This window comes from Rhizobium sp. NLR22b (assembly GCF_019685295.1).
Taxonomy (GTDB): domain Bacteria; phylum Pseudomonadota; class Alphaproteobacteria; order Rhizobiales; family Rhizobiaceae; genus Rhizobium.
On sequence record NZ_JABDWM010000003.1, the window covers coordinates 310,690 to 331,404 of the forward strand.

Sequence of the window (20,715 nt, forward strand, 5' to 3'; positions counted from 1 at the left end):
TTCGGCGGATCGTAACCGGAAATCAGAAAACCACTTGCCCGAAGTGCTCAGCGTCGAGGCGGAACAAGCGAGAGCCTTGTCTCTCGGTTCGCATCGACAGCCTAGGCGTCCAGTTCAACTGCCATCACTGCGGCTTCCAAGGAGGCGACTACTTTGACGAACAAGCTAGGCCCGGTGGGCGTCCAGGCTTTTCAAAACCGGCAGATCGACCCGGCGGTCGCCGAACTTTCCGGAGCCTATACGGGTAGAGTCGTCACCATGGACGACGGCGGCACCGTGGTAGAGCCCGACATCGCCGGCAACATTGTCGTCTTCCCGTTCATCGACGGCGGCAGTGCCGTGGGCGAGAAGTACCGGGCACCCGGGAAGAAGTTCTGGCAGCGGAAGGGCGGCCGCAAAACATTCTGGAACGCCGACTGCATGGATGATCCAGCCCTTGAGGAAGGGCACAAATCGCTGATCATCACCGAGGGCGAGATCGATGGCCTAACGGCGATCGATTGCGGATTTCATACCACGGTAAGCGTGCCTGATGGCGCTCCACCCGTGCCACAAGGTGAAAATCCCGACCAGCTCGAGGATGCCGTTCCTGACGACGACAGTCACGGCAAGTTCGAGTTCGTCTTCAACAACCGTTACCGCATCAAGCGGATCAAGCGGTTCATTCTCGCTGTCGACAACGATCCGCCGGGCCGGCGGCTGGCGGCGGAACTGGTTCGCCGTCTTGGTGCGGCCCGATGCGCATTTGTGACCTATCCGGAAGGCTGCAAGGATCTCAACGACGTCAAAATGCGTCATGGCGCTGATGCGGTCGTCAGGGTCATCACCGAAGCCAAGCCCTATCCGGTCAAGGGCATCTATCTGCTCTCGGACTATCCGGAGCTCGATGAGCCGAAAACCTATTCGACGGGCTGGCCGGACCTCGATCCCTATCTTCAGCTCTGGCTCGGCGAGCTGCTGGTAGTCACCGGCATTCCGGGCCACGGCAAATCGACCTGGACCATGAATCTTTGCGTCAACCTCGCCCGTGCCCACGGTTGGCGCGTAGGCGTGGCATCTTTCGAAATCCCGACTGTGCCGGCGCTTCGCTTCAAGCTCCGTCTGGCGACTACCGGAACGGAAACGAAGCAATGGACGCGAGACCTTGTCGCCGAAGCTGACGTGTTTATCCAGAAGCATTTTGTCTTCATCGATGCCGATCCGACCGGCGAGACTGACGATGATATGACGCTGGAATGGCTGCTCGAGCGCGCCGCGGACGCGGTCATGCGATATTCGATCAAGGTCCTGGTCATCGATCCCTGGAACGAGGTCGAGCATTACAGGCCGCGAAACGAGAGCGAGACGCAATACATCAACCGCGCGCTCCGGCAGATCAGGAAGTTTGCACTTCGGTACGGTGTGCTGGCGATCGTCGTCGCGCATCCCACCAAGGATCTTGGCAAAGGCGGCGAAGCCAGAACTCCGACCATGTACGACATCGAGGGATCGGCCGCCTGGTACAACAAGCCTGACCATGGTGTCGTGATCGATGTTCCCGATCCGGCGCTGAACGAAACCGTCGTCTGGGTCAAGAAGGCTCGATTCTCCTGGTCGGGCCGCAAGGGTGACGTGACGCTGCAGTACCTGCCCGAGATCGAAGGATACCAGTCTCTGAACGGGCTCGCCCCTCTCTGGAAGTCAGTTCGTGGCGAGGCTGACTATCAGCCACCGAAACCTAAATCCAACGCCTATCAAGGAAAGGATCGGCACTAAAAAATGACCATCAAGGAACGACAGGAGCGCGAAGCGCACGACCGGGAAAACCCCTGGCGTCCGATGCAAACGGCGCCTCGCGGAACCGGGCTGATCTGCGACCTACTCTTTGACGACATGGCCGGTCACTTCGCTGCAGAGGGATTGCAGTTCTTCCTCGACGCCGATGGCAACTGGTATCAGATCGACCCGCCCAGGCGCGTCTACCTCCCAAACCCGATCAACTGGCGTCCGTCATATGTGCGGATGACGCCCGAGCGTCGCAACCTGATCAAGAAGAGGCTGGCATGAACGTGAGAGTTTCAGGACGCCCGAACGCTGAAGCGCTTTCAGAAACTGAGTTCCTTAAGGCAAGGAAAGGGGAGGCTAGGCGATTCGCGCCGGTTGAGACGTGGTTTGCAGTGAAGACCGCACCAGGCGCGCAACGTTGCCCGTCAATCCGGGAAGGGCACGACCGAAAGGGCGAAAGCATTATCGAGCGGAACCTTCGCAACGAGGGATTCGAAGCGTTCATGCCAAGCTACCGGATCGAGGTCCGCCATCATCGACAAGGCCATTGGATCGAGCGCCGCTTCCCGACCTTCGTAGGCTACCTGTTCATCAACATCGGGCCTGATGATTTCCGCAAGGTCGAAGAGGTCGACGGCGTGAGCAAGATCCTGCGCTTCACCAAGTCGTTGGAACAACGGCCCATGCCATTCGCATTTCCTCAGGAGACGATCGACCGCCTCCGCTACATCGAGTGGGAGCAGGAACAGAACTTCCTGCTGGCTCGCGCTCGCCGGCAGCGAGAAGAAGAAGTCGAACGGGAGCAGCCCGGACGTCGCGGGAAGGCCTCAACTCGTCGAATTCGAAGAGCTCAGTTCACGGAGCTGGGGGGACACCTCTCAACGAGCCTGGGAACGCCTTCCTCTCGTGCATTCATAACCGAAACAATGGAAACGCTAGGAAATCTCGGGCAAAGGGCTTGAGAAATCATAATCTAGCGGTTATCTTCTGCGCACTGATTTGTGGATGTTCAGTGCGCAGAGCGCCGGTCCACGCGGATAAGCAGCAATCCGCACGATGGAAGAAATGCGTCCGTTTGCATCAATCTAAAAATCGTAAGATGTGATCTTCGGCATAGAGCCGTCCATTGCCGATCGCTGCCTTGCCTTTTCCAGGGCAGCACGCCTCACTGACTCATCTCGTTCAAGACGAGCTGTCTCCAGCGCAGTCCCGGTGATCCTGAAGCGCCCGCAATCGTCACAAGAGAACTCGGCGAAGTCGCCGATTCTCGGCAATGCTTCACGAGCGCCCTCATTGCAGATAGGGCAGTTATCGTTGGACCAGTTCAAGCTGCTTCTCCGTGTCTGTCATTTCAACGGCGTGAATGATGCAGGCCAGACGCTGTCTTCGTCGATGACGACGATTTCCGGATGGCCAGGCGTGATCTGCTGCTGGTGGAGAGCGAGGTCGACAGCATCAGACAGTTCGAGACCTATCCTCGACGAGTTCTCGAACGGATGATGCATGCTCGCTTCGATCTTGCCGTCGTTGTTGTGAACGGAGATCACGATTTGCGTATCGAAGTCGGCCGTCTGGTCGTTGAGCTTCCTGAACGCCATCGTGATCTCCATACTGAAAGTTCAGTGGCAGTGATAATCGCCGGTCTTGTGATTGGTATGGCAGCCATTTCTGTCGAGGCCGCCGCCATGGGCGAAAGCGCTGGCTGCAGACAAAGCGAATACGGTCGCTGCGAGAGCGATTTTGAAGGCTTTCATTGGTTGATCCCCCCGGATGTATTTACATCTTCTAGTAATGCACGCGTTCGACTAGAAGTCGATCGAAATTCAACCTACGGGACTCGTTTTCAACACGATAGTTAACAGCGGATCGGCGACCAGCTTTGGTTGGTTTCGTTTCAGGATAAGTAGGTGGAGGGCCTATTTCTTCTGCTGCTCCGCAAGCTTGTTGGCTTTGTCTCTATCGTTGCCGGCCTTCTTGATGATGTCCTTCGCTTGGTCAACTGTCAGGCCGTGCTTTTTTCGGAAATAGCTAAGCTCATAAGGTTGCTCCGCGGAGACCCTTTTGCGGTCCTGCTTCAGTGCTTTCTTGTTGTCGGCCATTCCATCCTCCTGTGGTTGCTTGACTCTCCCTCAAATGAATTTGCGCGGATCTGCTGAAAGGCAAGTGGCTATTGCCGAAGCAATGTAGCGAATGTGGCAACAAGAGACCGTCGATTTCTAGATTCAAACAATCAGGCTCGCTCCGCGTTTCACCAATGATCACTCATTCCGGCATTTAAGGTGCCGGCGTTGCAGTTGTCGGGGAAAATTTCTGCTGGGGCTGCTTGAATGTCTGACGCACACGACGGTCGACAAAGCGAAGGTGAAGGGAAATTCGACGTTCCCCCAAGAGGAAGCCTTGCGCATCGACTGCAAGCTGGCGGGGCCGCGCTACCTCGATCTTTCCGAGTGCTGCTTGTGTGGCTCTGCCTTCTTGTATTGGCGGCAGTAATGTTTGCGCTCGCCTCGCTGCCGGCATGGTTGACGATATGAATGAGAGGGTCGAGCGCGCAGTTTTGTTGCTGCTTTGCCTTGCAGCCGTCGCCGCTCTTGCATGGGCATTCCTCTAGAATGCAGTTCAAAGGAAGCAATCGGGGCCCCCTGGAGCATCTCACATCATCGCTCGCATCCGAAATAGCCCAGCCGATCAGAAGGCAGGACCATGACAGGCAGACCCACCAAGTACACCCAGGCTCTGGCAAGCATCATATGCGAGAGGATCGCTGATGGCGAAAGCCTCCGATCGATTTGCCGCGATGAGACGATGCCAGGGAAATCCACCATCCTCGCTTGGCTCGCTGACGACGACATAGCCGATTTCAGGACCAAGTATGCGCAGGCGCGCGAGATCCAGGCTGACGGCTTCGTCGACGAGATGGTCGAGATTGCCGACGACGGTTCGAACGACTGGATGGAGCGGAGTTTCGGCGAAGAAACGCGCTGGGTCGAAAATGGCGAGGCGCTTCGCCGCTCACAGCTCCGGATCGCCACTCGTCAGTGGATTGCGGAGAAGCTGAAGCCGAAGAAGTACGGCTCGAAGGTCGAGCTTGAACATGGCGTGACCAGCGGTGTCGCTGAGTTGTTGGATGCGATCAATGGCCGGACGCGCGGACTTCCAAACGGCGGTTGATCAGTTCTCGGACTGGCGCTGGCGGCTGAACAACCTCTACTGGATCACGGATAAGGGCGGGAAGCGCGTCAAGTTCGAAATGAACTGGGCGCAGATGACGTTCTTCGAGCAGATGCATTATCTGAACGTGTTGCTCAAGGCACGTCAGCTCGGCCTGACCACATTCATCCAGATCTTCATGCTGGACGCCTGTGTGTTCAACAAGGATATCCGCGCCGGCACCATCGCCCACACGTTGGGGGATGCGCAGACCATCTTTCGGGACAAGGTGAAATTTCCGTACGACAGCTTGCCCGAGGGCATTCGCGCCGCGGTGCCGATCGTCAGAGACAATACGAGCGAACTGCTGCTGGCGAACAATTCGAGCATTCGTGTTGGCACGTCTCTTCGATCGGGAACGCTCCAGTACCTGCATATCTCCGAATACGGGAAGCTCTGCGCCAAGTATCCGGAGAAGGCGAGGGAAGTGCGCACCGGCGCTTTGAACACCGTGCAGGCCGGGCAGTTGGTCTTCATCGAAAGCACTGCCGAGGGGCAGGAGGGACATTTCTACAATCTCTGCGAAGATGCCCAGGTGAAGCATCGGCAGGCCGCGGCGCTGACGCCGCTGGATTTCAAGTTCCATTTCTTCCCGTGGTGGAAGGAGCCGCAATACTCGATAGCGCCCGAAGGCGTCATCATCACCGATGCGTTCGCAAAGTACTTCCGCGGTCTGGCGGGGCAAGGCATCGACCTGACGGACGGGCAGAAAGCTTGGTACGTAAAGAAGGCTGAGACGCAGCTCGGGGACATGAAACGGGAATATCCGTCGACGCCGGCCGAAGCATTCGAGGCCAGTGTCGAAGGCGCCTACTACGCCGACCAGATGGCGATGGTGGATGCTGAGGAGCGTCTAGGCGTGTTCCCGCATGTGCCTGGTTATCCGGTGCACACCATTTCCGACATCGGCATGGATGATACTAACAGCGTATGGCTCTTTCAGGTGCTGCCGAGCCGAGTTCGGATGATCGGCTATTTCGAGCACACCGGCACGGGCATGGATGGAATGCTCGACGAGCTGGAGCGTCGCGCCAAAGAGAACGGTTACGTCTACGGCGTCCACAACATGCCGCACGATATCCGCGTGAGGGAATGGACGCGCGGCGGCATGACCCGCATCGAGATCATGCTGCAGGAGGTCAAGGCTCGAAACCTCGGCACTGTCCGGAAGGTCGAGCGGGCCTATGTCCATGACCGCATCAACGGTACGCGGCGCATCCTGGCAAAGGTCGAGTTTGACCAGGCTGGATGTTCTCAAGGCGTGAAGTGCCTGCGGAACTACCGGAAAGAATGGGACGAGGATCTAGGCGTATTCCGCGATGAGCCGCTTCACAACTGGGCATCGCACGGCGCCGACGCATTCGGCGGCTTGGCAATCATCTTCACCGGTCTCGCTGCCGAACCGCTGAAACCCGAACCTAAGCCGCTGCCGACGTTCCAGACAATGACGTTCAACGATTTCGTCAACTCCACACCGACCTATAGCGAGCACGTTTGATGGACGCAGAAGCCACGACATTGCCGGCCGGTGACCAGTATGATCTGGCGAAGGTTGGCGCGCACTGGCAGCAGGAAATTGAGCGGGCTCAGCGCTATTTCAAGACATGGGTCGATCGCTGCGAAAAGATCGAGAAGATTTACCTGCAGCAGTCAGACCAGCAGAGCGCAAAGCGCCGCTTCCCGATGCTTTGGGCGAATGTCTCGGTACTGCAGCCGGCCGTCTATGCCCGGGTACCGCAGCCCGTCGTCGAGCGACGTTTCAAGGACTCCCAGCCTGTGGCCCGCATGGGCTCGGAACTGGTTGAGCGCAATCTTGCGTTCACCGCAGACGACGCCGATCTGGACTCGGTGATGCGAGCGGTGAGGGATGATTTCCTGCTTTGCGCCAGGGGCACGGTCTGGCTCCGCTATGAGGCGGATTTCGAACCGCTGGACATGGGTGTAGAGCCGTCCGATGCACCGGGAATGCCGGATGATGTCTCTCCCATGGAGCAGATCACCGATGAGCGGGTGTGCATCGACTACGTGCACTGGTCGGACTTCCTGCATTCGCCGGCGCGGCGCTGGAAGGATGTCACCTGGGTCGCCCGTCGTGTGTCCATGACCGATGAGGAGTTCGACAAGCGGTTTCCCGATGGACGAGGTTCGCTTGCCAAGGACGGCGCCGGCTCCAATCACGGCACTAACCAGACGGAGCGGGCCCAGAACGAGGGCAAGATTTATGTCTGGGAGATCTGGTGCAAAAGCGAGAACTACACGGTCTGGATCGCCGATGGTTGCCCCGCCGCGCTCGAGGTATCCGAACCACCACTGAGGCTAAAGGGCTTCTGGCCTTGCCCGCGGCCGGCATTCGGCACGCTCTCGACCGGCTCGCTCATACCGGTGCCTGATTACGTCTACTACCAGGGCCAGTGCGACGAGATCGACATCCTCACCAAGCGCATCAACAAGCTGACCGATCAGCTGCGCCTGAAGATTTTCTATCCCTCAGGGGATGGCTCGGTATCGCCGGCAATCGAAAAGGCGATGCGGCCGGAGAACGACACGGTCATGGTTCCGATCCCGGAATGGACGGCATTCACGGACAAGGGTGGCTCAAAGGCCATCGTCACCTTACCGATCGACGATGTGCAGAAGGTCATCGTTGCCTGCATCGAGGCGCGGAAGCAGCTAATCGAAGACGTCTATCAGATCACGGGTATTAGCGACATCGTGCGCGGTGACACCCAAGCCTCGGAGACGGCGACGGCGCAGCGCATCAAAAGCCAGTGGGGTTCGATCCGCATCCGTGACCGCCAGGCAGAGCTTGCCCGCTTCGCCCGTGACGTTGTGGCGATTGCCGGGGAGATCATCTGCGATCAGTTCCAACCCGAAACTCTGATGCTCGTCTCGGGTATCCAGTTGCTGACGACGGCGCAGAAGCAGCAAATCCAAATGCAGATGCAGCAGGCTCAGATGGCCGCCCAGCAGGCGGCGATGCGCGCGCAGCAGATGGGGCAGCCTGCGCCTCCGCAACCACCGCAGCCGCCGATCCCGCCTGAGATGGCGCAGATGATGCAGCAGCCGTCGATTGACGAGGTTGTTCAGCTTCTTCGCAATGACAGCGTTCGCGGCTTCAGGATCGATATCGAGACGGACTCGACAATTGAGCCCGACGAGGACGCGGAAAAGCAGCGCCGCATGGAGTTCGTGCAGATGGTGGGCGGCTTTATCCAGCAGGCCGGCGCCATCGCGCAGCAGCAGCCCATGCTTGTCCCCGTGATGGTCGAAACGCTGTTGTTCGCAGCGCGTGGCTTCCGTGCCGGCCGTCAGTTGGAAAACACTCTGGAGCAGGTGGGCGCTCAACTCGCCCAGGCAGCAACGGCACCGAAGCAGCCGCCTGAACCCACGCCGGAGCAGATGATCGATCTGAAGACGGCACAGGTGAAGGCCGGCGCCGAGGAGCGGAAAGCCCAGCTTGGGGTCGCCCAGGCCGAGATCGAACACCGCACGACCGTCGAGCAGGCTCGCGGCGATATGGCGATGCAGGCCATGCAGCAGTTCCAGGCCGCTCAGCAGCCAGCAGCGCCGCAACAGCCTGCCTACCAGTAAGAGGTTTGACGATGAGAGAACGCTATTGCCGCGTTTGCGCCGGCTGGCACCAACTCGATGCGTGGCCGCATAACTGCATGCCGGTGAAGAATTTGGCGCAGTCGGATCTGCCGGCGCCGCATTTCGTCAGCGACAGCATCGAAATCCAGTCGATGCATGACGGAAAGCACTACACCTCGAAAGCAAAGCTGCGTTCCGCTTATCGGGCCGCGGGCGTGGTCGAGATTGGCAATGAGAAGCCTCAGCCGATCGAGAAGCCCATGACGGATCGGAAAGCGATCCGCAACGAACTGCGGCGGGTTTACGCCGAATACAACGCCTGAACGGGCATCAATCCCCGAAATAGGAACCCTCTGATATGGAAGACATGATCAACGATGCCGGCAACGGCAGCGAAGACCTCGGCACGACTACCGATAAGCCGCTCAGCATTCGCGATAGCCTGAAGGCCGCGATCGACAGCACGGAAACCGCGACGGCCGGCGCCACCGATCGCCAGCGTGACGAGCACGGCCGTTTTGCTCCGAAGGATCAGGACAAGACAGGCCAAGCGCCACAGCAGTTCGCGGCCGCTCCGAAGGCAGCGCAGACGCCCGCAGCCGACACAAACGCTGCTCCTGCTGCTCAGCAGACGCCAGCCGCAGCACAGGAGCAGCAGCCGTCCGCTTCGGCGCACCGTGTCCCGCCTGGCTGGTCACAGGAGGCAAAGGCGCAGTTCGCGAGCCTGCCGCCCGAAGTGCAGGCGGCAGTCAGCAAGCGCGAAGAGGAGGTCGATCGCGGCTTCCGCGTGCTTCAGGATTACAAGGGCCTCGAGGAATTCACCCCGATCGTACGCCAGGCCGGCACAACACATGCCGATGTCATGCGGAAGGCTATCGACTGGGAAAACGCGCTGATCCGCGATCCCGTCAACACAGTGATCAACGTCGCCAGGATGGCCGGCGTAAATCTTCAAGCCCTCGTCGCCGGACAGCAGGATCAGGTCCTGCAGCGCCGGCCGCAGCAGGCCCAGCAACAGCCGACGCCTCAGCCCGTCAATGTCGAGGCAACGGTCGAACAGGTACTCCGGAAAAGGGACACGCAAACTCAAGTCGAAGCGTTCCTTTCCGATCCGGCAAATGTGCACGCCGAAGCCGTGCTTGACGACATGGTCGCCCTCATCAGCGCAGGGCGTGCATCGTCACTCAAGGACGCTTACGACGCCGCATGCTGGATGCGCCCCGATATTCGTCAGCAGCTGATCAGCCAGGCTGCGCCGGCGAACCAAATTCAAGCCCAGAATACCCAGAGGGCAGCAGCGGCAGATCAAGCCCGTCGCGCCTCGCGATCCATCTCCGGCTCGTCCGCGCCTGGACCAACCCAGGGAGCGGCGGCCGCTCAACCAACCTCCATCCGTGATTCGCTCCGCAGCGCTCTTCATGCTGCGCGCGGTCAGGTTTGATCCAAGGACATGATCAATGGTTTCACCGAATCTCTCTGAAATCGTGACGACAACCCTGCGCAATCGCAGCGGTGTCGTTGCCGACGACGTGACGAAGAACAACGGTCTTCTCACCCGTCTCAACAGCCGCGGCCGCAAGAAGCCCGTTTCCGGCGGCCGCACCATCGTTCAGGAACTGCAGTATCAGGAAAACAGCACATTCAAGCGCTATTCCGGCTACGAAATCCTGAACGTGCAGCCCTCCGACGTCATCACCGCTGCCGAATACGACTACAAGCAGGCAGCGGTTGCCGTGTCGATGTCCGGTCTGGAGCAGCTCCAGAATTCCGGTGAAGACGCGGTCCTCGATCTGCTCGAACAGCGCATCGAGAACGCGGAGATCACCCTGAAGAACAATATCGCGCTCGATTGCTATTCCGATGGCACGGCGGACGGCGGAAAACAGATCGGCGGCCTTCAGTTGCTGATTTCGACCTCTCCGACCTCCGGCACCGTCGGCGGCATTAATCGTGCGACCTGGGGATTCTGGCGGAACGCGAAGTTTTCGGCGTCGGCGGACGGCGGCGCCGCAGCATCCACAACGAACATCCAGTCCTACATGAACCGGCTTTACATGAGCTGCGTTCGCGGTCCGGATGCTCCGGATCTGATCATCGGCGACAACAACTACTTCCGCCTCTACTGGGAATCGCTCCAGGCGATCCAGCGGATCACCTCGGCCGACAAGGGCATGGCTGGGTTCCAGACCCTGCAGTACATGGGCGCCGACGTGGTTTTCGACGGTGGTTTCGGCGGTGGCGCACCGCTGAACCAGATGTTCTTCCTGAACACCAAATATCTGTTCTATCGCCCGCACCGCGACCGCGACATGGCTCCGATCGGCGACCAGCGCATGAACACCAACCAGGATGCCTTCGTGCAGCTCATGGGCTTCGCGGGCAACCTCACCATGAACAACGCCTTCCTGCAGGGCGTCCTGTTCGCCTGATCGTCACGAGGAGAAGCAAACATGTCGATCGCAACTTCCCAGACCGATCGTCTTGGCGCGAACCCGTTCGTCGTCGAAGGCCCGATCGTCGCCGGCTCCGGAATTCCGGGTCCGAATTTCTCCCTCGGCGCCACCGCCCTGGGCGCGAAGGAAGCGGAATGGGTCTACTGCAAGCTCGTCCTTGCATCGACCACCACGCTTCAGCCTGGTCAGTGGTTCCAGTGGGACCGCGACTATACCGCAACGCTTCTGACCACGGCCGCGGCCGTCGTCGGCTATCGCTGCGGTGTATTCGCCGGGGCAAGCCAGTCCCCGACACAATCGGGCGGTCCTGCACAGGCGATCAGCCTTGCTGCCGGCACCTATTACATCTGGCTGCAGCGCAACGGGCAGGCTCCGGCAATGGTGTCGACGGCAACGGCGGCTCTCGTCGTCGCTGAAACCACCGCGACCGCCGGTCTCGCCAATGCCCCGGCATCCGCCACCGCCACGACGAAGGCAATTGCCAACGTCAGCTTCCAGGCGGCCAACCAGACCTTCACAGCCACGACCATCAACGGTTCGCCGGTTCTGTCGGCTCTGGGAAGCGTCAGCCCGGAAGGCGGCCCATTCATCGGTGCTGCCATCTCCGGTACCGGCATTCCGGGTGGCACGACCATCAGCAGCATCACCTACACGCCTTCGGGCGTGGTCCAGAGCATCACCATGTCCGCCAACGCGACGGCCAATGGCACCGCCATCACGGTCACTGCAACGGGCGTCCTCGAAGCAACGCTGATGCGCCCCTTCCTTTCGAAGGTGAACTAACTCTGACAAACGGCGGGCGCTTCGGCGCCCGTTTCCTTTCCCCGCCATCAACAGCGAGCAATCACCATGACCGATAATAAGGGCGTCTACGCCTCTTTCAGCATTGAGCCCGTCGAGCAGCCTTTCCTCACCGAACAGGAAGGACGCCCGATTTTCAAGGACACTGAGTTCGTCACCATTTTCATCGCCGGCGACAAGCACACCGAGGTCCACCGCGTCGCGACCGATCACGACAAGGAACGTTTCTCGGAATCCTATAGACGCTTCAAGGAAGGCGCTGCTGCGCGCGAACAACTCGTCGGCACGCCGCTTGCTCAGTGGCCTTACCTCAAGGTCAGCCAGGTCAAGGAGCTTGAGGGCATCAACGTCTACAGCGTCGAGCAGCTTGCGGCACTTTCCGACACCGCCAAGCAGAAGATCGGCATGGGTGCAAATGAACTCGTTGCCGCTGCTCAGGCGTTTCTCGCCACGGCCAAGGACGCCGGCGCTGCATCTGCGTTCGCCGCGGAGAATGAACGGCTCAAGGACGACGTGCAGCGCCTTCAGGCGCAGATCGATGAAATGGGCAAGCGTTTCGATGCCATGGCGAAAGAGCAGGGCGGCTCTGGCCGTCGCAATGCAGCCGCTTAAATCGGAGATCCGCGCATGTCGCTCTTGACCATCATCCAGAACGTCTGCGCGGAAATCAGCATTGATCCGCCGACGGCTGTCATGTCCTCCGCCGACCCTCAGGTCGCACAGCTGCGTATCCTGTCGCAGCGTGCCGGCCGCGACCTTGTGCGGGGACATGACTGGTCGGCGCTTGTCGTGATCAGGAACTTCACTGCCACCGGCGCCATTCCGGAACCTTCGGAACCGCCTGCAGACTGGGATCGGTTCGCCGAAAATTCGAAGGTCTGGAACACATCGCGGCTTTGGCAGCTGAATGGTCCGGTCGAGCCGCAGACTTGGGAGCGAAACACCATCATCAATTCGAACCCGGTGCCGCAGATCTGGCGCATGCTGGGCGGCAAACTGGCGATCTATCCCAACGATGTCGGCGAAACCATCCAATACGAATACGTGTCGAGTTCATGGGTCGCCGTCAACGGCGGGACGACCTACGCTGACACCTGGGCCAACGACACCGATACGGCGCGGTTTCCTGAAGAACTGATCGAGCTCTCGACCATTTGGCGATGGAAGCGCGCGAAGGGCCTCGACTACGGGGAGGAGATGGCAAATTTCGAGCGAGCGAAGGAGTCGGCGATCGGCTCTGACCGCGCAGCTGCGCCGATGGATATCTCGTTGCCGAATAGAGGCCAGGTTCCGGACAACTATTGGCCTGGCATCATCACGGTGCCGAACCCATGACAAGGCAGCCCGTTCCAGCCAGCGCCGGCAAAACCCGCGTCTCTCCCAGCAAGGATTGGATTGCACCGATCGGCGGCTGGCGTACCGACGTCGAGATGGCAGACATGCCCAAGGATGCCGCTTTCCTGCTCGATAACTTCTTTCCGGAGGCGAACCGGGTTCGCGCCCGCTATGGATATCTCGCCTTTGCCACAGGCCTCGGCGCCGACGTCAAAACCGTCATTCCGTATTCGGGGGTGAGCAATCGGCTCTTCGCTGCGGCGGGTGATAAAATCTTCGACGTGACGGCTGGCGGCGCTGTCGGCGCTGCCGTGGTGTCTGGTCAGTCGAGTGCGCATTGGTCGGCGCAGCTGTACACGAACCCCGCAGGGCAGGAATATCTGCGGCTCGTCAACGGCTTGGACACGCCGCTGCTCTTCAACGGCACGTCCTGGACGAACAATTACATCGTCGGGAGCGCAGCGCCGGTAACGCAGAACGTCGCGGTCAAGAACGTGCCGTACACCCTGAGCTTCTTCGGCACTGGTTCGATCACACTCTCGGGTGCTTATGCCGGTGTCCTGAACGGGACCGGCGTCGGCAACAGAGTGACACTCACATTCACACCGGCCGCCGGTACCCTGACCCTCACCGTGGCGGGCACCGTGACGAATGCCCAGCTTGAAACCGGCTCCGTCGCCACGCCGTATGTTTCATCGACAATGATCACCGGTATATCTGACCCGTCACTGCTGATCGCAGTGACGGCCTACCGCTCGCGACTGTGGTTCATCGAGAAGAACTCGACGAATGTCTGGTATCTCGCCACCGACGCCGTCAGCGGCGCCGCTACAGTGCTGCCGGTCGGCGGCAATATGAAATACGGCGGCACCCTGGTCGCAATCAACGTCTGGACCATTCCCGTATCGACAGGCCTGCAGCAATGCCTGGTGCTGATGTCTTCCGAAGGCGAGGTGATCGTCTATCAAGGCTCCGATCCGTCCAGCACGACGAATTGGGGGCTGCTCGGTACGTTCAAACTTGGCCGTCCGCTTGGCACGGACAGGTGCATGATGCCCGTTGGCGCCGATTTGGCGATAATGACCACGGATGGGATCGTGCCGATTACCAAGGCCGTCCAACTCGACCGCGGCGCAACCAGCCTCGGGGCCATCACCGCGAAGATCGGGCCTACGTGGCGCGAGACCGTGGGCGCGATCGGCACGTCGTCGGATGAATGGCAACTGTCGAGTTTCCCGAAGCGTCAGATGGCAATCGTCAACTTGCCTTCGTCCTTTGGGCCTTATCAGTACGTCATGAACACCGAGACGGGCGCTTGGTGCCGCTTCGTCGGTATCTCATCGTCATGTTGGGCGACGTGGCAGGACCGACTGTTCTTCGGTTCGAGCGATGGCACGATCTATGAAGCCGAGGCCGGCGCCAGCGACAACGGCACGGCGATCGACGCCCTCATGGTCGGAGCATGGAACCGCTTCGGGGATGGATTGGCAACCAAGTTTTCCAAGCTGATCGGCGTGACGGCGCAGATCGGAGTTTCGACGCTGATGTATGCCGGGATTTCGGTCGACTATCAGACGAAGATCCCGACCGCGCTTCTCTCGTCCGTCGAGAACAGTGCTGCGGCAAGATGGGGAACCGCGGTCTGGGGTGTGTCCAAGTTCCCCGGCACGATCCTTGCGCGGAAATTCGCGTCTGCCGGCGCGTTCGGTGCGGCACTTGCGCCGACCGTGCGCGCTCTGATCTCCGGCTCGTCGGCTTCGATCTCCGAGGCGGCCGTTGTCGGCGGTGAAGTGCTTTACGAGAAGGGCGCGCCGCTTTGATCGTCTCTGAGCCGCGGGCAGATATCGCGGCCTGGGTCGGGGCCAAGATCGGGGTTTCGTTCGAGCCGCCCTACACGGCATTGGCGCATGTCGATCGCGGAAGGATCGTCGCCGGCTATGTCTTCAACGTCTGGACCGAGCATGACGTCGAGGTTTCGCTCGCCGCTGACCGGCTGTCCGTCACGCTGATGCGGGCGGCCTTCCGTTATGTCGTCGCGCAGCTTGGATGCCGCCGTGCGACGTTCAGGACGCGCGGAGACAACCTTGCTGCTCAGAAGGCGCTCGACAGGCTCGGCGCGCGTCTGGAAGGCCGCCAGCGTGGCTATTTCGGCGACTGCGACGCGCTGCTCTATGGAATCTTGAAAGAGGACTTCCCCTATGGTCTCAACGCCTAAGGCGCCGAAAGCGCCCGATCCCACGCAGACCGCGGCGGCGCAGACTGCGACGAACGTCGACACCGCGATTGCGAACGCTGGTCTCAGCCACACCAACCAGTACACGCCCGACGGCTCGCTGGAGTACAAGGTCACCGGCCATACGACGATGACCGACCAGAACGGGAAGACGTATCAGCTGCCGACCTATTCGGCCTATCAGACCTATTCGCCGCAAAACCAAGCAATCTATGACCAGACGCAGCAGACTCAGCTCGGGTTGGCGAAGCTGGCGAATTCGCAGACTGGAAAAATCTCCGGCATCCTCGACACGAACGTCGATCTCAGCTCTGGGAACGTCGACAAATACGTCAACGACCACTGGCAATCCGGCTTCAACAATCAGTGGGATCGCGATCAGGCGAGCTTGGAACAGAGCCTTGCCGATAAGGGCGTGACGATGGGATCGGCCGCCTATGATAATGCGATGCGCGATTTCTCCACGCGCAAGCAGGCGGCGTCCGATCAGTATCTCGGCGACATGTATTCCAATGCGCAGAATTCGATCCTGACCGAGCGCAACCAGCCGCTGAACGAGATTTCGGCACTGATGTCCGGCTCGCAGGTCAATCAGCCGAATTACGTCAATACGCCGACGACACAGCTTCCGACCGTCGACCAAGCCGGCCTTATCAACGAAAACTATAACCAGCAGATGGGTGCCTATAATCAGCAAGCCGCCCGCTCGAATGCTGCCATGGGCGGTTTGTTCGGTCTCGGCTCGGCGCTGCTCGGCGGCTGGGCGATGTCCGATCGCCGGCTGAAGCGCAACATTCATCAGATCGGCCAAACAGCGTCCGGACTGCCGGTTTACGAATACGAATATGTATGGGGCGGCGGTCGGCAAGTCGGCTTCATGGCCGATGAGGTCGAAGCAGTCGCTCCCGGCGCCGTCGCCGTTGGTCCTGGCAGGTTCAAGATGGTCAATTACGCGGGGGTTCTGTGATGGGCTTCATCTTCGGCGGCGATACGGGCCAGACGCAGGCAGACGTCACGGACGCACGCAAGCGCCTCGCTGCGGCCATGCTGCAGCAGGGCACGGATACGAGCCCGATCCAGTCGCCATGGGAAGGCGCAGCACGCATGGCGCAGGCGCTCATGGGCGGCCTCGCCGTCCGCAACCAGGCGAACCAGCAGCAGGCGGCAGATGCCCAGGTGATCGCAGCCATCACCGGTCAGCCTTACACGCCTCCTGAGCAGCCCAAGGGCTTCCTGTCGTCGCTGTTTGGTGGTGATAAGCCAACCAACCCGGGCGCTTCCGGCTCGACGATGCCGAAAGTGGACGCGGCGGGTAACATCCCCGCGGCACCCTTCAAGGCTGGCGGCAACCCTGAAGTGGCGGAATACATTCGCCAAGCATCGATCGCCAGGGGCATTGATCCGAACTATTCTCTTCGGGTCGCCGGTCATGAGGGCTTGAACGTCTTTGATCCTTCGCAGCCTGATCGGGGCGGGGACGAGGGCTCTTCATTTGGTCCCTTCCAGCTTCACTATGCCGGTATGTCGAAATCGATGCCGAACGCAGGCCTCGGCGACGAGTTCACAAAGGCAACCGGTCTCCATGCCCGCGACCCTTCGACGTGGAAGCACCAGGTGGACTTCGCGCTCGATTGGGCGCGCAAACACGGCTGGGGCCCGTGGATGGGAGCGAAGGCAGAGGGCATCACCGGTATGATGGGTATAGGCGCTATGCCGCCGCAGCAGGCAGCAAGCGCCGCACCTCCTGCGGCTGGGCAAACCAGATCATCGATGCAGCCGGCGCCGGTCAACCCGGCGCCCGCGGCTGCAGGCGAAGTGGCAAGTCTGGATCCCTCAATTGGCATTCCCATGCCTGGAGCAGCCGGCCAGATGCGCGCCTCCGATCCCGCCCAGGTCATCCCGCCGCAGGCCGGTCCTCAAGCAGCGTTGCCGCCTCTGCCAAGCCGAGATGTCGGACCAACTCCTCCCGTCGCTGGCGTTCCGCAATCGCAGCAGCCCGCGCCGGTCCGCCTTGCCCAGGCGCTGGACAACGCCCCGCAGCAGCAGCCGAACCCGATGGCGAACCCGCGCGCACAAGCTTTGGTGCAGGCGATCATGAACCCGAACGCATCGCCGCAGGTGAAGGCGCTAGCGGCGCAGTCGCTGCAGGCTTTGACGAAACCGACGGAATACGGCTTTCAGGTACTGCCTGATGGTACTGTGCTGCGCTCCGATCCTCGCAGCGGCACCCTCACGCCGGTTTATCGATCGGAGATGTCGCAGGCCGATCAGGCGAAGCTCGATTTCGAGCGCGAGAAATTCCGCCAGGAGCAGCAAAATCGCGGCACGCTTACAGCAGCAGAACAAGCGAACATTGATCTCGAGCGGCAGAAGTCCGATTTCGAGAGAAATAAGCCAGTGGTTGTGCAACCGGGTGAAACGCTCTTTAGCCCTGGCCAGGATCGCGTCGTCTACCAAGGCACCGGCTATAAGCCGGAAGACGTGTCGAGCCTCCGTAAGGAGATCCAGAACCTCCCGACCTATAAGAGCTATCAGCAGGCGCTTCCTTCCTACTCGTCGATGATCGACACCGCCAAGACGGACTCGAAGGCATCCGACCTGAACCTGATCTACGGCCTCGGCAAGATCATGGACCCGAACTCGGTCGTGCGCGAAGGCGAAATGACGATGGTGCAAAACACCTCGTCGTGGCCCGACTGGCTTAAAGGTGCATATGACAGCGTCACCGGCGGTTCCCGGCTTGAGCCCGACACAAGGAAGGCGATCCTCGGCGAAGCGCGCAGTCGCATGATGGCCTACCGCGGAGCGCTCGATAACGACATCTCGCAATATCGTGGCATCATCGGCCGGCGCGGTATGAACGAGGCGGATATCCTGCCAACTCTGGGGGATATTGCGGCAGTGCCGGACCTGGTCCAGCCCCCGCCGGCAACAGGAGCGGCGCCACCCGTGCAGCCACCGGCTCAAGCCCCAGTTCAGGAGCCGCCATCACAGCAGCAAGGAATGCCTCGACCCCGCGCCACAAACCCGCAGACAGGCGAGGTTATCGAGTTCGACGGCAAGCAATGGGTTCCGGTGAAATAAATGGCCGATAAAACGCTCAAAGACCTTATCATGCAGGGCAGCGTTCCACCGTTGCCTCCTGGCTTTGTCATTGATGGTGGCGCGGGTTCTAACGTGCCCCCGCCACCGCCGGGGTTCGTTGTGGCAGATCCTGGGCCAGCTACTTCTGCCGCTCCTCAGACCGGCGAAGAGCTACGAGCGCGCATCTATGCTGATTTAGCAGCCAAGCGCGAGGCCGAGCGAGCTCAGAAGAAGCCAGCGGTTGATCGGTATGGGCTGCCGGCCGATGATGCTCTTTCAGTCGCCAGGACAGGTGTCGGCGGTCTCATCGAAGGTATTCCAATAGTTGGGCCGTTGATCCGCGGCGGTACCGAGCGGGCCGCAGCCGCGACACTCGCGGCATTTTCGGACGAGACCTATGATCAGGTATTGGATCGCGTCCGTGAGGCGAACAGAGCCGAAAAAGAAGCGAACCCGTATGTCGATAAGGGAGCTCAGATAACTGGAGCCGTGGCGGGGACTATCCCGGCAATCATGGCCGCCCCTGTCGCTTTCGGCGCGGGCGGCGGCAGCTTGGCCCTTCGTTCGGGAATCTCTGGGTTCACTGGCGGAGCCATTGGAGCCGCTGACGCAGGCGTCCGAAGCGGTGGTGACATCGACGAAATGTGGCATGGGGCAAAATTGGGCGGCCTGTTCGGATTAGGCGGCCCCATGGTCGGAAAGGTCATCGGAGCTGGAGCCAGGTCGCTGGTTGACGCACTCCGCGCGCGCACGGCCGCCAAAGTCGCCGGCATGGACCCGCAGGCGTTTGGCTATTTCCGGCGCGCGGTCACCGATGACGGTCTTGACGCCTCGACGCTACCGCGCAGGCTGACGGAAATGGGTCCGGAGGCTATTCCGGCGGACCTGGGCCCCAACCTTCAGAAGCAGGCCGGTGCGCTTGCGGCAACGCCCGGGGAGGCGCAGGCGACAATCCGGAACGCGCTTACCGATCGCCAGGCCGGCGCAAATGCTCGCATTGGTCAAACCATTGATGAGACGATGGGACCAAACGTTGTTCCCTCGGAGGTCCGGGCCGGGATCGAAGGCAATCAGAATTCGTTCAGCCCTCTCTATCGCGAAGTCTTCAGGGGGGGCCGCCCTTACGACATGAGTCCGATAGCCGACGCGATGGAAGCTGATATCGGCCGCCTCCGCGGCCCAGCTCAGGCCCGGTTGCGGCAGGTTCGCGATATGCTGAACGTTGCGAACTCGAACTTCCTTTCCTCAGATCCGGGCGTCATGTTTCAGACGCGTCAGGCAATCGATGGGCTTCTGAAGACGGAAATTGATCCGAAGGCCATCGCCACGCTGATGGAAGCCCGCCAGATGCTCGACGACGGCCTTACCCGTGCCGTTCCTCGCATCAAGGAGCTCGACGCAGGCTTTTCGGAACTCGCCCGCCAGGACGAAGCTCTGACACGCGGTCAGCAGGTTCTCGACAGTGGACGCACAGCGCCGCGCCCCTCCGAATTGGCCGCAGAGGTCGAGCAGGGCGTTCAGCCGCAGGGGATGCAGATTGGACCGTCTGCGGTCCCGCTGCGTCTATCGCAAGGTGCCCGGGCAGAGATCGACCGCATCGTCGGCACGAACTCCAACGATATCGCCGCCATGAACAGATTAATCAAAGGGGAGGGGGATTGGAACCGCGCGCGTCTCTCCACCCTCTTCGGACCGGAGAAAGCCGATCGGCTGTTTAAGGTGCTCGAGAACGAGCGCATCTATGCCGACACGGCCAACACCGTCACGCGCAACAGCGAGACTGCGGCGCGAATTGCAGCTCAAAATGAGTTGGGCGGGGGAGCCGGAAGTTTCGGTGTGAAGGAAGCATTCAAGGCAGGCGGCTTCCTTGGTGCCGCGCGATCGGCCGCTATCGACAAGGCCGACGACATCGTGAAGGCGCTGATGTCGAGCAACACCGGGAACGTCACCCGCGAGAGTTTGGCACGGGCGCTTATCGGCGAGCAGCGTGAAAAGCTGGTCGAAGGGCTGGTGAGAGCTCAGGGGATGGGAACGACGCCCGCGTTAGTCGATCCTGTTGTCAAAGCCCTGCTTCTGAACGCCGGAACCGCGAGGACGCGATGAGGGGTCAATCCAGCAAATAGCGAGATAGAGCAGGGCAGCAAAACATATGCCCATCACAAATCCCGCATCGAACGAACCTCCAAGGAAGTTACCAATGCCGTCGACCGCCCAGTTGATCCCGTAGAGGATCGCGGTGGTAAGGGC

At 60.5% G+C, this 20,715-nt stretch carries 20 protein-coding genes; 17 read left to right on the plus strand and 3 right to left on the minus strand.

Annotated features, from left to right (window positions below; all coding sequences use genetic code 11):
* Positions 1-153: 153 nt before the first annotated feature.
* The 3 genes from HJC00_RS07600 to HJC00_RS07610 are packed head-to-tail and all read left to right on the plus strand — an operon-like array spanning position 154 to position 2,726.
* On the plus strand, positions 154-1,755 hold the full coding sequence (locus tag HJC00_RS07600; protein WP_246826473.1) for a bifunctional DNA primase/helicase: 1,602 nt from the start codon (positions 154-156) through the stop codon (positions 1,753-1,755).
* Between the two features lie 3 nt (positions 1,756-1,758).
* Positions 1,759-2,046, plus strand: a complete 288-nt coding sequence (locus tag HJC00_RS07605; protein WP_221134804.1) for a hypothetical protein — start codon at positions 1,759-1,761, stop codon at positions 2,044-2,046.
* The gene (locus HJC00_RS07610) at positions 2,043-2,726 is read left to right on the plus strand and encodes a transcription termination/antitermination NusG family protein (RefSeq protein WP_221134805.1); all 684 of its coding nucleotides are present in this window, start codon (positions 2,043-2,045) and stop codon (positions 2,724-2,726) included. Before HJC00_RS07605 ends, HJC00_RS07610 begins: the two co-directional genes overlap by 4 nt.
* 384 nt (positions 2,727-3,110) lie before the next feature.
* On the opposite strand, the gene HJC00_RS07615 is transcribed toward HJC00_RS07610, so the two are convergent.
* The 3 genes from HJC00_RS07615 to HJC00_RS07625 form a co-directional block, all read right to left on the minus strand.
* The gene (locus tag HJC00_RS07615) at positions 3,111-3,362 is read right to left on the minus strand and encodes a hypothetical protein (protein WP_221134806.1); all 252 of its coding nucleotides are present in this window, start codon (positions 3,360-3,362) and stop codon (positions 3,111-3,113) included.
* Positions 3,363-3,383: 21 nt separating this feature from the next.
* Positions 3,384-3,518 carry a YHYH domain-containing protein gene (locus HJC00_RS07620; RefSeq protein WP_221134807.1) on the minus strand — a complete coding sequence of 45 codons (135 nt, stop codon included), beginning with the start codon at positions 3,516-3,518 and terminating at the stop codon, positions 3,384-3,386.
* Positions 3,519-3,680: 162 nt separating this feature from the next.
* A complete protein-coding gene (locus tag HJC00_RS07625) occupies positions 3,681-3,863 on the minus strand; it encodes a DUF3606 domain-containing protein (RefSeq protein ID WP_221134808.1) in 183 nt (60 codons plus the stop codon).
* A 601-nt stretch (positions 3,864-4,464) separates the two neighbouring features.
* Between HJC00_RS07625 and HJC00_RS07630 the strand changes: the two genes are divergently transcribed.
* The 14 genes from HJC00_RS07630 (at position 4,465) to HJC00_RS07700 (ending at position 20,571) form a co-directional block, all read left to right on the plus strand.
* Positions 4,465-4,932 (plus strand): terminase small subunit protein, encoded by a 468-nt coding sequence (locus tag HJC00_RS07630; protein WP_221134809.1) that lies wholly within the window; start codon positions 4,465-4,467, stop codon positions 4,930-4,932.
* On the plus strand, positions 4,898-6,469 hold the full coding sequence (locus HJC00_RS07635) for a terminase (protein ID WP_221134810.1): 1,572 nt from the start codon (positions 4,898-4,900) through the stop codon (positions 6,467-6,469). The genes HJC00_RS07630 and HJC00_RS07635 overlap by 35 nt, the downstream gene beginning before the upstream one ends.
* The gene (locus HJC00_RS07640) at positions 6,469-8,562 is read left to right on the plus strand and encodes a hypothetical protein (RefSeq protein WP_221134811.1); all 2,094 of its coding nucleotides are present in this window, start codon (positions 6,469-6,471) and stop codon (positions 8,560-8,562) included. Before HJC00_RS07635 ends, HJC00_RS07640 begins: the two co-directional genes overlap by 1 nt.
* A gap of 11 nt (positions 8,563-8,573) precedes the next feature.
* On the plus strand, positions 8,574-8,885 hold the full coding sequence (locus tag HJC00_RS07645) for a hypothetical protein (RefSeq protein ID WP_221134812.1): 312 nt from the start codon (positions 8,574-8,576) through the stop codon (positions 8,883-8,885).
* Positions 8,886-8,920: 35 nt separating this feature from the next.
* Complete coding sequence (locus tag HJC00_RS07650) at positions 8,921-10,003, plus strand: hypothetical protein (RefSeq protein WP_221134813.1); 1,083 nt, start codon at positions 8,921-8,923, stop codon at positions 10,001-10,003.
* A gap of 16 nt (positions 10,004-10,019) precedes the next feature.
* Positions 10,020-10,991 carry a phage major capsid protein gene (locus HJC00_RS07655; RefSeq protein ID WP_221134814.1) on the plus strand — a complete coding sequence of 324 codons (972 nt, stop codon included), beginning with the start codon at positions 10,020-10,022 and terminating at the stop codon, positions 10,989-10,991.
* A gap of 21 nt (positions 10,992-11,012) precedes the next feature.
* Positions 11,013-11,798, plus strand: coding sequence for a hypothetical protein (locus tag HJC00_RS07660; RefSeq protein WP_221134815.1), 786 nt, complete (start codon positions 11,013-11,015; stop codon positions 11,796-11,798).
* A gap of 66 nt (positions 11,799-11,864) precedes the next feature.
* Entirely contained in the window at positions 11,865-12,428 is a 564-nt protein-coding gene (locus HJC00_RS07665) for a hypothetical protein (RefSeq protein ID WP_221134816.1), read from the plus strand.
* A 15-nt stretch (positions 12,429-12,443) separates the two neighbouring features.
* Positions 12,444-13,151, plus strand: coding sequence for a hypothetical protein (locus tag HJC00_RS07670; protein WP_221134817.1), 708 nt, complete (start codon positions 12,444-12,446; stop codon positions 13,149-13,151).
* Entirely contained in the window at positions 13,148-14,971 is a 1,824-nt protein-coding gene (locus HJC00_RS07675) for a hypothetical protein (protein ID WP_221134818.1), read from the plus strand. The genes HJC00_RS07670 and HJC00_RS07675 overlap by 4 nt, the downstream gene beginning before the upstream one ends.
* Positions 14,968-15,366 (plus strand): GNAT family N-acetyltransferase, encoded by a 399-nt coding sequence (locus tag HJC00_RS07680; RefSeq protein WP_221134819.1) that lies wholly within the window; start codon positions 14,968-14,970, stop codon positions 15,364-15,366. Before HJC00_RS07675 ends, HJC00_RS07680 begins: the two co-directional genes overlap by 4 nt.
* Positions 15,350-16,351 (plus strand): tail fiber domain-containing protein, encoded by a 1,002-nt coding sequence (locus HJC00_RS07685; protein ID WP_221134820.1) that lies wholly within the window; start codon positions 15,350-15,352, stop codon positions 16,349-16,351. Before HJC00_RS07680 ends, HJC00_RS07685 begins: the two co-directional genes overlap by 17 nt.
* A 137-nt stretch (positions 16,352-16,488) precedes the next feature.
* Positions 16,489-18,468: a hypothetical protein gene (locus tag HJC00_RS32370; RefSeq protein ID WP_259672203.1), complete on the plus strand. Its 1,980-nt coding sequence runs from the start codon at positions 16,489-16,491 to the stop codon at positions 18,466-18,468.
* Positions 18,469-20,571, plus strand: coding sequence for a hypothetical protein (locus tag HJC00_RS07700; protein WP_221134821.1), 2,103 nt, complete (start codon positions 18,469-18,471; stop codon positions 20,569-20,571). It begins immediately after the preceding gene.
* Positions 20,572-20,715 lie beyond the last annotated feature (144 nt).